The following is a 16,291-nucleotide window of genomic DNA, read 5'->3' on the forward strand; positions in this document are numbered from 1 at the left end:
AAAACGACAAACAATAAATCGCGATCGGGGTAATTTATGTGTAATAATATATTCTATAAAATCTATGTATTTAATAGAATATAATTAAGTTTGTTCCGTTAAACTAAAAAAGACCACTAAAGTTATGACGGTAAACTACCTTGCATTTGCTATTCCAGCATTTTTTATTTTTGTATTTATTGAATTTAAGATCGCCCAACACCAAAAAAAAGCAAAAGTATTCAAATATGAAAGTACGGTTGCAAATTTTAGCGTAGGTATTGCCGAAAGGTTGTTAAACCTGTTTATCGCTGCCAGTTTTTATCAGGTTTACGATTGGATATATGTAAACTATTCAATATTCGATATTTCTACAAAATGGTACGTGTGGATATTGCTGTTACTTTCAACTGATCTGGTTTGGTATTGGTACCATAGGTTGGGGCACGAAATTAATTTTTTATGGGCAGCACATATTGTGCATCACCAGAGCGAGGAGTTTAACTTGTCTGCAGCTGCAAGAATTACCACCATTCAAGCTGTTTTCCGTAATGTATTTTGGTGTATACTTCCCCTGATTGGCTTTCATCCAAACATGATCATTACTATTCTTTTGGCTCATGGTGCCTATTCTTTTTTTACGCATACGCAATTAATCGGCAAGTTGGGCTGGCTGGAGTATATATTGATTACACCTTCTTTGCACGGCGTTCATCATGCTTCTGATGAAAAATACCTGGACAAAAACTATGGTGATGTTTTTGTTTTTTGGGATAAGCTTTTTGGAACTTTTCAAACCGAAGAAGAAGCGCCGAAATATGGTTTAACACACCCGATTAAAAGTTATAGTTTCCTTTGGCAGCATTTTCATTATTACCTGGAGATAGGGGAAGCATATAAGCGTGCACATGGATTTAAGGCCAAATGGAATGCTGTTTTTGGAAGTCCGGCATTAATGGACCAGAATATCAGGCCGGTTTTAGAAGAGCGCTATTTTCAAAATAAAAAACAGGATGTGGCCAAACCCAAGTTCAAAACGTATTTAAATATTCAGTTGATCGCTGTGGTAGCAATGCTTACCTGTACCACTTTATTTTATAGTTCTTTAACATCATTGAATAAGGTAGCTATCCTCATTTTTATTTTAGTGACATTAATTAACATTGGTGCACTTTTAGAACAGAGAAAGTGGATTTACTACCTGGAGTGTTTCAGATTAATCTTAATTTTTGGCTTCTTTTTCTACACTTATAACCTACTTGGTTTTTTGATATTCCCTGTGATCGTATTAATTACACTTGAGCGGACTTTTTCTTTACGTAAACTTTACATGAAGCATGTGTTTGCATATGTAAAGGCAGGATAATGGTGTTTCTTTATCTTTCGATTTTAAATCGCATATAAATGTTACAAGCCGTTGTTTCGTTTTGTTGAAGTCTATTGATGTGTATTTTTTCAATTTGTAATAACATTATTACATCTTATTGTTGTGTTCACGCTTCTTGCCATAAAAAAGTCCGTTTTCCAGCTTTTTATGGATTTTTTTAGCGTTTTTGCATGCTAACCTGATAAACGTACTGTTGCGTTATTTTCTCCTATCATTCGAATTGTTGTCTTTTTAATCATTCAGTTAATGAATGTTTGTTGTTGATAATCTTTATTATTTTTAGTTTCGATTTGTTTTTATAATTTTATATAACGAAACTTATAGTAAGCAAAATCAAACTAAACGTAACATTTAAAGACTGTCTTTAATACATTAATATTTGCTTAACATAGTTTTAACACAAACAGGCTTACTTTGCCCGCAAATCCGGACGAAATAAATCGAAGTTGTGAACCCAATTGCTAACCGGATATATAAATGATTATGATTATAAATTTTACTCAACAGATTTCTTGGTATCAGTGCGTTCTGCATGTAAAGAAAAGTAAGCCTGAGCATCATCAGAAAAAGGGCAACACTTTTATTAAGGTCACGCTAAAACGCTTTAGCATTCTGCTATGCGCAATGGTTATACAATTAATCGGCGTGAACGAAAGTTTTGCGCAGAACCCCGCCCAAAATATAGTAATTAAAGGGACTGTCTTGGATGACGAGGATGGACAAGTATTAATTGGAACCACCATAACCGACAACAATAAAAAGTTTTTGGCGGTAACCAATGAGAAAGGTAATTATTCCATCAGTATTCCTAAGGGAACTGCCGTTTTATATAATATGGTCGGTTACAAAACCCTTTCTAAAGTTTTTAATAACAATGACAATAATGCTGTTGTAAGGCTGCAATCATCTACCAGTACATTAAATGATGTTGTTGTTACAGCTTTGGGCATTAAACGTGAAGAAAAGGCCTTGGGTTATGCAACAACCAAGATTGATAGTAACGAATTTACAAATGCAGTAGCCAGTAACTGGACGGACGCCTTATCAGGGAAAGTAGCAGGCTTAAATTTGATAAGAAACAGCGGACCCGCGGCTTCAAATAAAATTATTCTTCGTGGCGAAAATAACCTTACTGGTGATAACGAAGCGTTAATTGTAATAGACGGAGTTGTAGCCAGTAGTTCTGCCAGAAGAACTGCAGCTTCATCCGGAGGTGTTTATGGAACATCGGGAGACATTATGCCACCCGATTTTGGTTCTGCACTAAACGATTTAAATCCCGATGATATTGAAAGTGTTACCGTACTGAAAGGACCGGGTGCATCGGCACTTTATGGTCAGCGCGGCGCGAATGGTGCAATCATCATTACCACCAAATCAGGTAATAAATCAAGAAAAAAACTATCAATCACTTTTACATCCAATAGTACCTGGGAGAAAGTGAACAAAAGTCCTGAAATTCAAAGTGAATTCGGGCAAGGCCAATTTGGTGTAAATTATTTCTCTTACGGCGCTTCTGATGATGGTGCGAGTACAAACGCAACAAGTGCAAGCTGGGGAGCACCATTTAATCAAGGGACAAGCTTTTTTCAATACGATCCAACTACTAAAACAAGAGGAACAACCCGAACGCCATGGGTAGCTTACGAAAATCCTGTTGATGCATTTTTCCAGACTGGTTTTGAATCTTCAAACGCAGTGAGTTTAGATGGAACGTACAAAGGTGTAGCGATGAGATTCTCGGCTTCGCATGGTAACAATGAATGGATTGTTCCGAACACTGGCTTAGAGCGTACCTCATTGTCTTACTCTGCTAATTCTGATGTGACGAAAAAGTTAAATATTCAATTTAAAGCCATCTATAATAATAGACATAGTGATAACCTACCGGCTACAGGATACGGTAATCAATCGTTAATGTATTGGTTTATGTTTGCGCAACCAAACGTAAATACAGACTGGTATAAAGATTATTGGGCTAACGGACGCGTGAATGAACAGTTTGTTAATATAACCACTACGAATCCGGAAAGTCCATACGCCATATCAGAGCAATATCTTAATAAACAGCGCAGAAATGGATTATTGGGAAGCTTACAAGCTACTTATAAACTTACCAGCGAGTTGAGTTTAATGGTTCGCGGATCGGTAGATTATAACCATGATATTCGCGATACACAACGTCCTTATGATGCTGCAGGCAATAAATTTGCTCAGGGGTCTTATCGTCAACAAAATATTAATTCTTATGAGATTAATGCTGATTTCTTATTGAGATATAATAAAAAGATCTCGCCATCCATTCAAATGAATGCAACCGTGGGTGGTAGCCAAATGCGGAATGAATATAAAAAAGGTGAACTAAGAGCTGATGGATTAGTTATTCCAGGGATTTATAGTTTGACTAATAATGCAAATCCCTTAATATCAGTACCAGACACAGCGAGATATAGAATTAACAGTTTTTATTCATTGTTATCATTCAGCTTTAAAAATTATTTATACTTGGATATTACCGGTCGTCAAGATTGGAACAGTACTTTAGCCACTCCATTTAGAACGGATAACGTGGGTTTCTTTTATCCATCGGCAAGTGCATCATTTGTACCATCAGATCTTTGGGAAATGCCAAAATTCATCAGCTTTTTTAAGTTACGAGCATCAATTTCTCAAGTAGGTAGTGGTGGTACTACGCCATATCGTACAGCTTATAACTACAGTTTAGCCTCTAACGGAATTTATCCGGATAGCGCAATGACTAACCCAAGTATTTTGCCAAATCCAAACTTAAAGCCATTAAAAACTACAACAATTGAATTAGGTACAGAATTACGATTATTTAAAAATAGATTAAACTTTGATTTCGCTGCGTACTCAGGAAATACAAAAAATCAAATTTTAAGTAGAATTGTAGATCGTGCTACCGGTTATAATGTAGCTGTATTTAACGTAGGCGAAGTGCAAAACAAAGGTTTGGAGGTTTCCATCAGCGGAACACCGTTGCAAACAAAGAAATTTAAATGGCAACTTAACGGAACGTTTACCGCAAATAGAAACAAGATTATAGAATTAGCAGATAGTTCGGTTGTTTTAAGGACCGGAGCATTAGGTGGCGGACAAATTGTTGCCAACGTTGGAGGTAGTATGGGCGATTTATACGGTAGGGGATTTGTTCGCTCTCCAGATGGTCAAATTGTATATGACGCGACAACCGGTAATGCAAAAACTGGCACAGATCTCATTTACTTAGGTAACACAATGCCAAAATTTAGATTTAGTTTTGGTACAACAATAACTTATGATCGTTTTACGCTTTCAGGATTGTTCGATGCGCAGTTGGGAGCCGTGGCACATTCATTAACATTCTCGAGAATGGCTGCGCTTGGTAAATTGGCTTTAACATTGCCTGGTCGTTATAATGGTGTGGTTGGCGATGGAGTGGTGCAAAACACAGATGGTACCTATCGTACCAATGATGTTGTGGCTACCAATCTGGAGAATTTCTATACCTCACTATATGGATCTGATCAAGCAGAGGGAAGTATTTTCCGTACCGATTATCTAAAGTTTAGAGAGGCAAACATCACTTATTCTTTCGGCCCAATGTTTCTTAGAAAAATTGGCTTCACCAAGCTTACCATCGGTGCGTATGGCCGTAACCTGTTTATTTGGTCACCATGGCCGGCGTTCGATCCTGAGTTTGGTACCTTATCGGGAACTGACATTGTGCAGGGTTTTGAAACCGGGCAATTGCCATCAACCAGATCTTATGGTGTACGTTTAGTTGTAGGCCTTTAATTAAAAAGAAAATGAAAAATATTAAAAACATATCCGGTTACACATTATTATTTGTTATTAGCATTTCGTTTTTTTCTTGTAAGAAAAATTTTAATGAAGTTAATACAGATCCAATTGGAAAAAGCACAACAACAGCAAACCAATTATTGGCGCCAGCATTGGTGAATGTTTTAAGTGCCAACATGAGTAGAAATCGTAGTTTCAATAATGAGCTGATGCAAGTTACTGTAGACATTAACGATGGTGAGGGAAGAATATTTAGGTATGACGTAAGACGCAATGTTGCAGATCAAACCTGGAATGCATGGTATCCTGAACTTACTAATTTAAGAAACATCAACACCATTGCGAGTGAGGCTGGTTCTATAAATAAATCATATCAGGCAATTTCTAAAATCACTGAAGCCTGGGTATTTCAATTACTTACAGATGTTTACGGTGATGTGCCATACACGCAAGCAAACCAAGGTAAGGAAGGGATTTTGGAGCCAATTTTTGATAAACAAAAAGATATCTATCTGGATTTATTTAAAAAGTTAGAAGAAGCAAATACCCTATTAAGCGAGCGAGCCGCAATTATAGCCACCGGCGACCCAGTATACCAGGGTGATGTAACTAAATGGCGTAGATTAGGCAATTCTTTATATCTAAGACTTTTAATGCGCATTGCAGGAAAATCAGAGGTTAGTGCCCAGGTAATAGCCAAGATCAAAGAAATGATTGATACTAATCCAGCCAAATATCCAATTATTCAAGACAATAGCCAAACAGCTAAAATTCTTTGGAATGGTACAAACAGCAGCACTGCAGTGTATTCATCACCTTTTATGAGTATTCGTGCTGTAGATTTTAGAACTCCGGCAATTACTAAGTTTTTTATGGATAACCTGACTACATGGGCCGATCCACGAATAGATACAAAATACGGAAGAAACAATATTGGCCGTTGGGGAATTGCGCAAGGTCCTGGAGGGTACATTGGCGTTCCCAGTGGTTACGCTGCCGGTAGTTCTGTAGTGAAACAAGCATATTTTTATTCTGATGCTCAGGTCACTAATGGGATTACACTTCAGACGGATGCCTTTACTGGTATTATTATGAATGCTGCTGAAGTCGATTTTATTTTAGCAGAAGCAGCAGCGAAAGGATGGATTAATACAAGCGGCGAAACCTATTACTACAAAGGGATAGGTGATGCGATTAATTATTGGTTACCTTCTTTATTTACAAATCCAAACGATCCATTAATAAAAGCTTATGCAGTTACTGCAGACATCGATTGGGATAACACACTTCCTTTAGATAATGTAACAGCAGGTACAGCAAGTAAAATGGAATTGATCCACTTGCAAAAATATTATGCCATGTTTTTGGTAGATTTTCAACAGTGGTTCGAGTATCGAAGAACTGGTCATCCATTTATACCAAAGGGTAATGGCTTAGAAAATGGTGGCAGAATGCCGGCAAGATTAAATTATCCGTTAATTACGCAATCTACAAACCCAACAGGTTACAAAAATGCAGTAGCCGCTCAAGGCACCGATGATATCAATACATTGGTTTGGTGGCAAAAACCTTAATATTCAGAATATGAAAAAGACATTAAACTATATCCTTTTACTAGTACTAACGGCTTGCATTTTTACCGCATGTAAGAGAGAAGACGATTACATTAAGATTCTGCCAAGTTCTTTTATCGCCAACTTCGATTTAAAAAAACTTTATAAAGGCGGAGACGTACAACTTACATCAGAATTAATGGCTGGTGCAACTTTGGTTAAAGGTGTGGTAATATCAGATTTTAGATCGGGAAATTCTCCTACAGGATTATTAATTATGCAAAACAGTAGGCTGGCAGGCAATGGAATCGATTCATTAAGAGGTATGGCTTTTAATCTTGGTGCCGACGCTTCAAAATTTATTCCAGGCGATTCTATTCATGTTAAAGTTGAAGGCGCAACGTTAAAGCGTGTAAATGGTATTTTACAAATTACAGGTGTTCAACTTAGCGCAATTACCAAAATAGCTAGTGGTAAAACGCCAAAAATGTTAGTAGTTAATACAGCTGCAATGTTAGCCGCACCAAATACTTTTGAAAGTACGCTCGTTACTATTGCTAATTCCATTTACGAACCAGAAATAGTAGCCGGAGCTACCTATAGTGGTGAAAAAACGATAAATGATGGATATGGGAAAGCAATTATTCATACAGAAGCAACAGCCACTTTTGCTTCAAAAGCATTGTCACCTACAGGGAATTTCACAGGAATTCCATTTATCATTCCAACAAATGGCGTTAATCAAATCCAATTGTGGATGCGTGAGGAAAATGATTTTGTATTTGTTGCATTACCTAAACTTTCTCCTATAGTAATTTCAGGCTTTCTTGTTGATCCAAATGGAGGAGATGCTAATAATGAATATATCCAGTTTCTTGCTACACGGGATATTAATTTTGCTACCACTCCATTTTCGGTATATACAAATAATAATGCAGGTGCAACTACATTCCCAACCCAGGGCTGGAATACAGGAGGAGCAAGAACTTATAAGTTTAACCTCACCAGTGGAACCGTGAGTAAAGGCGAGTATTTCTATGTTGGTGGTACCCCGAAAAGAATTAATGGCTCTTCGAGCGTTCTTTCTACAGATATTAGCGGCGCTAAATGGATAAGAAGTGTAGATTATTCTGTTGCTACAGGCGCTGTGGGAGCAGATGGAATCGGTTCGAAAACTGATAACTTATTAGCTAACAGCGGTAATGTTGCTGGTATTGCGGTTTTTGAAGGGACTGCAGCTACAGTAACTTCAACACCATTAGATGTAATCTTTTATGGTGGAGCAAATGGAAACTTTTATTCGGCTGGCCCGCCAGAGGTTGGATATAGAATTACCATTAACGATTTTTACACCACTTTTAATCCCTCGACTCGTGGATCGCAGTTGTTTTATGGAGCAGGAACCAATTCAACTCGTTTATCCTTCCCAGCTGCTACTAGTTTTGCAAAATTAGGCGGCGTTTACGATGCTACATCCGGCAGATGGGTAAATGGAAGATCACTGACCAATGTTCCGTTAACGGTAACTTCCCCACTAACAGCTATTGAGGGTGGTACATCCCTTGTAAATTAAATAAAAATAAAGGGTCAGCTAGCAATAACTGACCCTTTTTAATCCCATTGAATTTTATATGGATGATTCGATATCATCACAACAAACATCCTATGAACAGAAGATCATTTATACAAAAATCAACTTTATTAACTTCAACAGTTTTCATCAGCTTAAAATCCTTCCCATCATCTTTGTTTTCTGTAGATGGATTAGTGAGGGGCTCTGTGACCAGTAAAGGAAAAGCGGTTGCAGGCGTAGTAATTTCGGACGGTTACAGTGTGGTACAAACCGATAAAACAGGTAATTATCAGATTCAATTGCATGAACTTGCCCGTTTCGTTTGGATCAGTACGCCATCCGGCTATGAATTCAAAACCGAAAGCAGTATTGCGCGTCACTATTACAAACCAGATACCGCAGGTCAATTAAATTTCGATCTCAAGCCGTTAAAACAAGACGACAACAAACATAATTTTATCATTTGGGCCGATCCACAGGTAAAGAACAAAAAAGATGTTCAGCAAATGATGGAAACTTCTGTGCCCGATACAAGGGATGTGGTAAGGGGAATGGGAAAAAAACTTGTTCACGGTATTGGTGTGGGCGATTTGGTTTGGGATAATTTCGATCTGTTTCCAGCTTATGATGAGGCCATCGCTAAAATAGGGATTCCTTTTTTTCAGGCCTTAGGTAATCATGATCAGGATTACAGACAAGGAGGGGATGAGACCTCAGACCGTACTTTTCAGGCCCATTATGGACCTACATATTATTCGTTCAATAGAGGTAAGGCCCATTACGTTGTTTTGGATGATGTTCGCTATTTAGGGGTAGAAAGAACTTATGACGGTTACATTACACCAACACAGCTTAAATGGTTGGCTAAAGATCTTCAGCTGGTGCCCAAAGATGCACTATTGATTATCTGTCTCCACATTCCGGTGCATAACTCCGTTAAAAATAACGAAGATTTTTATGCTGTCCTCAAAGATTTTAAAAACGTTCACATTATGTCAGGCCACACGCATTTTAACAAAAATGTAATCAAGAACGGCATTTACGAACATAACCATGGTACCGTTTGCGGTGGCTGGTGGACAGGTCCGATTTGTGAGGATGGAACCCCACGTGGTTATGGTGTTTACGAAGTGGATGGCACTAATTTAAAATGGTACTACAAATCTACAGGCAGAGACCGAAAAGAACAGCTCGATATTTATGTAGATACCTTAACCAATCAAAAAAGGTTAATTGCCAATGTTTGGAATTATGATCCTGAATGGAAAGTAGAATATTTTTTGGATGGAAAAGCGATGGGAGTATTGGCGCAACAGGATGGATACGATCCGTTGGCCCTTAAACTGTATAAGGGTGATAAATTACCAAATCCGAGACCATTTGTGGAGCCAAGATCTACTGATCACTTATTTATGGCGCATTTTGAGCCATCGGTTAAAAAAGTAAGGGTTGTGGCTACCGATCGTTTCGGAGAAAAATTTGAAGCAGAAATTGATGCTTAGTGGTGCTGTAAGATATTACTATCCGACAGTTTCGTGGAAAAATTAATGTAAATTTAATTAATCTCCTCACTTGATCACATTTAACACTACTATATTGCAAATTAATCGACATGGCGGAATAATAACATTTTATGCCGCTAAAAATTAATGAATATCTGTGCTGTCGGATGTTACCATCCGATAGGTGCTTCAAAAAATAAACTTTGATTAGATTAATGGCGCCAGATGGAAACATCTGACGCCAAAATAAAGCCACATTTCAATATGAAACTTACAAAAACAGCAATTTTTGTTCTTTTATCTGCATTCGCGGTAAAATCGAATAGTCAGGAAATTAAATTCCCTGCATTTAGTGCCGAAGCACATCGTGGTGGAAGAGGCTTGATGCCCGAGAATACCATTTTGGCCATGTTAAACGCCATGAAGATCGAAGGAATCACAACTTTAGAGATGGATACGCATATCTCTAAAGACGGTAAAGTAGTGGTTACACATGATGACTATTTAAGTCCTGCATTTATGCTTACGCCTGAAGGAAAAGATATCCCGGCAACAGATGCTAAGAAATATCCGATTTTCGGGATGAATTATGATGAGATTATGAAATTTGATCTGGGTACCAAATATTATGATCTGTTTCCTCAACAGAAAAAAGAAAAAACACATCTTTCTTTACTATCTGATTTGATTGATGCCGTTCAGAACGATATTAAAGCCAATAAACGCAAGCAATTTTTCTATAACATCGAAACCAAGTGCAGCGAGAGCGGAGATGGCATTACCAACCCTAAACCAGAAGAATTTGTTAAGCTTTTAATGGATGTAATCATGAAGAAAAAGATCGCCGATTTTGTAGTGATCCAGTCTTTCGATAAAAGGACAATCCAGATTATCCATGAAAAGTATCCAAAAATGAAAACATCTTTTTTGGTTGCCAATAAAAAAACTTACGAAGAAAATATTGCCGATTTAGGATTTAAACCTTTTATTTTAAGTCCGGTTTGGCAGATGGTGAATGAGGAGCTGGTTAAAAAAGCGCATACCGATGGTGTGAAAATCATTCCGTGGACAGCCAATACTTTAGCCGATATCCAAAAATTAAAGGCTTTAAATGTGGATGGGATTATTTCCGATTATCCGGATATTTTAGTTCAGGCAAAATAGTATTTTAGGCCCTAATAACCAGATATCATATGAAAGCACTTTTTAATAGGCTATTATTAATTTCTTGCTCCGTGTTGGTGCTGAATTTTACAGCATTACAAGCACAGGAAGTTAAATGGGACAGCACCTATCGCCCAGGGAAGTATATAGAGCAGGTAGCAAAGTTTAAAGCCGATCCAAAATCGAAAAAGGATTTCGTTTTTTTAGGCAACAGCATTACCGCTGGAACAGACTGGGCAAAACTTTTAGATCTTCCCCATGCAAAAAACAGGGGAATTTCCGGTGATATTACTTTTGGTGTGTTAGAACGGTTGCAAGATGTAATAGATGGTAAGCCCGCCAAGGTTTTTATCCTGATCGGAATAAACGATATCTCGAGGAATATTCCAGATAGCGTGATTCTGAAGAATTACAAAACGATGGTTACCCGCATCAGAAAAGGTTCTAAGAAAACACATATTTATTTCAATACACTTTTGCCCGTGAATAGTGCTTTCGAAAAGTTTAAAAATCATTATGGCAAAGACGAACACATTCTTTGGTTAAATGACGAAATCAGAAAATTCGCGACAAAAAATGTAACGGTTATTGATCTATATCCGAATTTTACCGATAAGGATAAACATTTAAAGGCTGAACTTACCAAGGATGGCCTGCACCTTATCCCTGCTGGATATCAGGTTTGGGCAGATTTCCTGAAACAAAGTGGTTATTTGACAGAGAAATAATAAGATTTAGTAAGAAGTCAAGTTTCAAAAAATTGCTTCTTACTAACTTATTAAATTAAAAGGTTTTGGCCAGCTGCCTCCACTTCCTCTTTATCAATGTTTTTTAAGACAGGTACATAACCTAGCCTTTTTATTTTGGCATATTGAAGGATGTACCTTTCTGTTTCCAGATTCTCCCCGCCATTAAAAATGATACCTTTAATTGGGATTTCATACTGTTTTAGGAGATTAACTGATAAAAGCGTGTGGTTAATACTGCCCAGATAGTGCTGAGAGATCAATATTACTTCTACATTCAATTTTTTGATTAAATCGATAATCAGTTCTTTTTCGTTTAAAGGCACCATTAAACCACCTGCACCTTCAATAATTAAATCGTTATCTGTTTCAGGGATATTTATTTTGTGAAGATCAATGTCAATTCCGTCTAATTTAGCCGATAAATGAGGCGATAGCGGCTGTGTTAGCCTATAGCTTTCGGGATGAATAACCGTTTTTGTGTTGCTGATTAATTTTTCGATAGTTAAGCTATCGCTGGTTTCTAAATCCCCAGATTGGATCGGTTTCCAATAATCTGCCTTTAATTTCTCGGTTAAGATGGCACTAATCAATGTTTTTCCGATTCCTGTTCCGATTCCTGTAATAAAATATGTAGCCATTTAATTCAATTCTTTAAGATGATTACCCAATGAAATAATTTCATCATCGGTATTAAAAGTGTGCAGGCAGATTCTTAAGCGTTCTTTTCCTAAGGCTACCGTTGGACTTAATATCGCCCGAACATCAAAGCCTTTGTTTTGCAAGCTGGTTGCGGCTAGCTTGGTTGCTTCGTTTGATGAAAATAAGACCCCTTGGATAGTGCTTTCGCTTGCCAGAGCATTAATATTCTTTTCCATTAAGACCTTTCTAAACAACGCAATCTTTTGATGGACCAGCTGGTGGTCAAAATCATTTAACAAATGATAGGCCGACCTGATGGCTACAATATTATGAATGGGCGCTGCGGTAGTGTAAATAAATGATCTGGCAAAATTAATTAAGTAGTGGCGCAAATTTTTGCTCCCCAAAACAATGGCTCCATGCGTACCCATGGCTTTCCCAAAAGTTACGATGCGTGCAAATACCTGATCGGTGAGATCAAGATGGTTGATCAATCCACGGCCCTGGTTACCAAAAATACCTGTCGCATGCGCCTCATCTACGATTAAGCTGGCCTTATATAGTTGACAGAAATAAGCAATTTCGGTTAATGGGGCCATATCACCATCCATGGAATAAATGCTTTCAACTACAACAAATATATTGCCTTTAGCAAGTTTAAGTTTGTTCTCCAGATCATTTATATCGTTATGCAGAAATTTATAACGTGTTGCATGGCTTAACCTACAGCCATCTATAATGCTTGCGTGGATCAGCTCGTCGGTAATGATGGTATCGCCACGTTGAGGAACGCTTGATAACAGTCCTACATTCGCATCATAACCCGAATTGAAGATTAATCCGCTTTCCGCTTCATGAAAATCGGCTATAAATCGTTCAGTTTCTTCAATAAATGCTGTGTTGCCGCTTAATAATCGTGAGCCTCCCGCGCCATTTAGGTAATTGGGCAGTGTTGCTACAGCATTGCTGATCAGTTTTTTTAATTCAGCAGACCTGGCAAAACCCAGATAATCATTTGAACAAAAATCGACAGGAGGGATGTTTGTTGATAAATTCCTGATCGATAGATTGTCTTTTCGCTCCTGAAGTTTACCGTTTAGAAACTGTTCAATTCTGCTCATTGGTCAAAAGTAAATAAAGCAGCTTATAAATATAAATCTTTCAAAAAAAATGTCTGCTTACCGAATGTATAGATAACATAAGGCTACAATTTTTAATTTATAAATTTGCAGTCTGAATTCAATTTATGCAAGAGAATAAATACGACGATAAGGATTTTTTTAAGCAATATAGTTTAATGAACCGTTCGGTAAAGGGATTGGATGGAGCTGGCGAATGGCATATTCTTCAAGGGCTTTTTCCTGACTTTAAGGATAAAAATGTACTCGATCTGGGTTGTGGTTTTGGCTGGCACGCTAAATACGCGGTAGAACATGGCGCAAAATCAGTCGTGGCCATTGATTTATCCGAAAATATGTTAAAAAAGGCTCGTGAAATGAATTCGTCCACAAAGATTGATTATCAGCTAAGTGCTATTGAAGATTTTGATTTCGGGCAGAATAGTTATGATGTTGTCATCAGTTCACTGTCTTTTCATTATCTCGCTTCTTTTGACGAAATCTGTTTGCAGATTAATAAAAGCCTGGTAAGAGGCGGAAGTTTCGTTTTTTCTGTGGAGCATCCCGTGTTTACCGCTCAGGGCAAACAGGACTGGACTTATGATGAGAACGGAAAGCCATTGCATTGGCCGCTCGATCATTATTTTGTGGAGGGTAAACGTACCGCAAATTTTTTAGGTACAGATGTGGTAAAATACCATAGAACATTAACTTCATACATCGGAAGTCTAATTCATAATGGTTTTGAAATCAAGGCACTTGTGGAACCCACGCCTAGTGATCAGGATTTGTTAACAATTCCAGAAATGAAGCACGAACTCCGCCGACCAATGTTTTTAATTGTGTCTGCAGTGAAAAAGGAATTATAAGGCATAAAAAAAGCGCCCCGAATAATCGGAACGCTTTCAAAAATATAATTAATTACTTATTACTTCATTTATCCTTGTGCTGGAGGATTAGAAACTACTGGTGCCTTATCTTTTTTGCCTCTGCCACCCATTCCTTTTCTCATTTTTTCACCCTTTTCTTTTGCTTCGGCACGGAAAGCATCCATTTTTGTTTTCTGCTCCGCGGTTAAAACGGCATCAATTTTAGTTTTTTGCTCATCCATGGCCGCTTTGCGCTCCTTCATCTTACCTTTCATGTCGCCTTGATCAGCAGATCTCCAGGTTTCCATTTTTTTTGCATTGTCTAATTGAATGGCATAGATTTTCGTTTTCTGATCAGCTGTTAAGCTTAACTCTTTCTCTAATCTCGAAGTTACTCGTTCTGCTCTTTGTTCTGCGGTCATTTTAGGCATTGCCCGTCTTGCACGCTTGGTTGTGTCTTGAGCAAATGCAGCGGTTAAACCCATTACTGCAATTGCTATTGTTAAAATTACCTTTTTCATGTTATGTTTTTTATGTGTTTGTTAAATCAATAGATACATAAAAATGCAAACGGTTTAATCGGCTGTTGTTAAAAAGTGTTAATTTTTATTTAATTGCGAAATTGATTTCTGCATTTGCGCCATCATTTGGGTCAGTGTTTCCATTGTTGGATCTGGTGCAGGCTCGGGCAATGACGTAGATATATAAGCTTTAGCTCTCCAGATTTCTAGGATGTCTTCAGCTGCGATGGTATAAGCGTCATATACCTTATTATCAGATATCAGTTTCAAATCTTTATTTTCTCTGAAACGGTTACCAGCCCTTTTATACACTACACCTTCATTTTTACTAATTACAATGTAGGTTTCTCCGGTTTTTACTTCATTCCAGTTATCCAGATATTCGCCAATAATTACGCTGCCAGGTTGAACGGGTAACATACTATCGCCCATAATTTCGAATGCCCTAAAGGTACCCTGTCTTAATGCCGCTAAAGGAAGTTGAAATTTTGGAAGATCGCTAATGTATTGTGGGTCTGAAAAACCATTCAAATAACCAGCACTTGCCTTAACGGGAACTAATTCGATATTCTCCCGATCGTTCTGATCTACAGAAATACTAAGCACCCTTAAGTTTGATCCCTGGCTTTTTGGCTTAGGTTTCCAGCTGTCAGATATCTTCTCATTGATAAATTCATCAATGGTCAAATCAAAATATTCAGCTATTTTTTTTAGCAAATCATATTTAGGTTCTGCCCGGTCTTCCTCATAAGCACCGATAAGTGATCTCTTGATTTCCATAATATCAGCGAAATTCTGCTGTGTATGGCCTTTTTTCTTCCTGAGGTACTTTAAATTATTTGAAATATTTGACATAAAAATAAATTTTAAAATAAATTTGGAATTACTAAAATAGTTAGTAATTTTATGCTCATAAAGTTAGTAATATTATTTTGAATTGCAAGAAGGTATACTAAATAGTTTAGTTTTAATTTTTAGACACAAGATCATGAAAAAGTTTGTTTATATCGTTACCGACAGAAATCGTACAAGTATGCACGTGGGCATGAGCTCAGATTTGATTAAAACCCTGGATTTCTATAAACAGATGCCAAACTTATTTTTTGATAGTGGTCAGCAATTAACGCGTTTGGTTTATTTTGAAGAATTTAAAACAGAAGCGCAGGCTTTGCTTCGCTTTAAATCCATTAGCAGGTTTACACGGATGCAGAAAGAACGTTTAGTAAGATCTTGTAATCCGGATTGGATTGATTTAACCATAGGCCTCGATTTCGAAAATATCCTTTTGGAAAGAAACATTACCAATCAAGTTAAACTTTCGTTTTCGAGCTTATCTTAATCAAATTTAAGTTGCAAATGTTTTAAATAATCAGATAAGAATGAAGAAATATAAAAAATGCTTGAATGATCAGGATATAGTTTCCAATTATTCA

13 protein-coding genes are annotated in these 16,291 nt (G+C 37.3%); 9 read left to right on the forward strand and 4 right to left on the reverse strand.

What is annotated here, in order from left to right; translation table 11 throughout:
* Positions 1–124 precede the first annotated feature (124 nt).
* The 7 genes from AC04Q1_RS01935 to AC04Q1_RS01965 all read left to right on the forward strand — a co-directional run bounded on the left by AC04Q1_RS01935 (position 125) and on the right by AC04Q1_RS01965 (position 11,690).
* A complete protein-coding gene (locus AC04Q1_RS01935) occupies positions 125–1,345 on the forward strand; it encodes a sterol desaturase family protein (protein ID WP_478361295.1) in 1,221 nt (406 codons plus the stop codon).
* A 645-nt stretch (positions 1,346–1,990) separates the two neighbouring features.
* Entirely contained in the window at positions 1,991–5,164 is a 3,174-nt protein-coding gene (locus tag AC04Q1_RS01940; protein WP_478361297.1) for a SusC/RagA family TonB-linked outer membrane protein, read from the forward strand.
* 11 nt (positions 5,165–5,175) lie between these two features.
* Positions 5,176–6,744 (forward strand): SusD/RagB family nutrient-binding outer membrane lipoprotein, encoded by a 1,569-nt coding sequence (locus AC04Q1_RS01945; protein WP_478361298.1) that lies wholly within the window; start codon positions 5,176–5,178, stop codon positions 6,742–6,744.
* 10 nt (positions 6,745–6,754) lie between these two features.
* On the forward strand, positions 6,755–8,296 hold the full coding sequence (locus tag AC04Q1_RS01950; RefSeq protein WP_478361300.1) for a DUF5689 domain-containing protein: 1,542 nt from the start codon (positions 6,755–6,757) through the stop codon (positions 8,294–8,296).
* A 92-nt stretch (positions 8,297–8,388) separates the two neighbouring features.
* Positions 8,389–9,798, forward strand: coding sequence for a calcineurin-like phosphoesterase C-terminal domain-containing protein (locus tag AC04Q1_RS01955; RefSeq protein WP_478361302.1), 1,410 nt, complete (start codon positions 8,389–8,391; stop codon positions 9,796–9,798).
* Between the two features lie 264 nt (positions 9,799–10,062).
* The gene (locus AC04Q1_RS01960; protein ID WP_478361304.1) at positions 10,063–10,962 is read left to right on the forward strand and encodes a glycerophosphodiester phosphodiesterase family protein; all 900 of its coding nucleotides are present in this window, start codon (positions 10,063–10,065) and stop codon (positions 10,960–10,962) included.
* A 29-nt stretch (positions 10,963–10,991) separates the two neighbouring features.
* Positions 10,992–11,690 carry a GDSL-type esterase/lipase family protein gene (locus AC04Q1_RS01965; RefSeq protein ID WP_478361305.1) on the forward strand — a complete coding sequence of 233 codons (699 nt, stop codon included), beginning with the start codon at positions 10,992–10,994 and terminating at the stop codon, positions 11,688–11,690.
* Between the two features lie 50 nt (positions 11,691–11,740).
* Here the strand turns inward: AC04Q1_RS01965 and bioD are convergent, their stop codons facing one another.
* Positions 11,741–12,349 carry a dethiobiotin synthase gene (bioD, locus tag AC04Q1_RS01970; protein WP_478361306.1) on the reverse strand — a complete coding sequence of 203 codons (609 nt, stop codon included), beginning with the start codon at positions 12,347–12,349 and terminating at the stop codon, positions 11,741–11,743.
* The gene (locus tag AC04Q1_RS01975) at positions 12,350–13,471 is read right to left on the reverse strand and encodes an aminotransferase class I/II-fold pyridoxal phosphate-dependent enzyme (protein WP_478361308.1); all 1,122 of its coding nucleotides are present in this window, start codon (positions 13,469–13,471) and stop codon (positions 12,350–12,352) included. It abuts the gene before it with no gap.
* Between the two features lie 125 nt (positions 13,472–13,596).
* Between AC04Q1_RS01975 and AC04Q1_RS01980 the strand changes: the two genes are divergently transcribed.
* Positions 13,597–14,337 (forward strand): class I SAM-dependent methyltransferase, encoded by a 741-nt coding sequence (locus AC04Q1_RS01980; protein ID WP_478361310.1) that lies wholly within the window; start codon positions 13,597–13,599, stop codon positions 14,335–14,337.
* A 68-nt stretch (positions 14,338–14,405) separates the two neighbouring features.
* On the opposite strand, the gene AC04Q1_RS01985 is transcribed toward AC04Q1_RS01980, so the two are convergent.
* Together AC04Q1_RS01985 and AC04Q1_RS01990 are read right to left on the reverse strand one after the other, a co-directional pair.
* Positions 14,406–14,858 carry a hypothetical protein gene (locus AC04Q1_RS01985; RefSeq protein WP_478361312.1) on the reverse strand — a complete coding sequence of 151 codons (453 nt, stop codon included), beginning with the start codon at positions 14,856–14,858 and terminating at the stop codon, positions 14,406–14,408.
* Between the two features lie 78 nt (positions 14,859–14,936).
* Positions 14,937–15,713: a LexA family transcriptional regulator gene (locus AC04Q1_RS01990; protein ID WP_116249686.1), complete on the reverse strand. Its 777-nt coding sequence runs from the start codon at positions 15,711–15,713 to the stop codon at positions 14,937–14,939.
* Positions 15,714–15,846: 133 nt separating this feature from the next.
* Here AC04Q1_RS01990 and AC04Q1_RS01995 point away from each other — a divergent pair, with 133 nt between their 5' ends.
* Positions 15,847–16,197 (forward strand): GIY-YIG nuclease family protein, encoded by a 351-nt coding sequence (locus AC04Q1_RS01995; protein ID WP_316843709.1) that lies wholly within the window; start codon positions 15,847–15,849, stop codon positions 16,195–16,197.
* Positions 16,198–16,291 lie beyond the last annotated feature (94 nt).

Source organism: Pedobacter humicola (assembly GCF_056490705.1).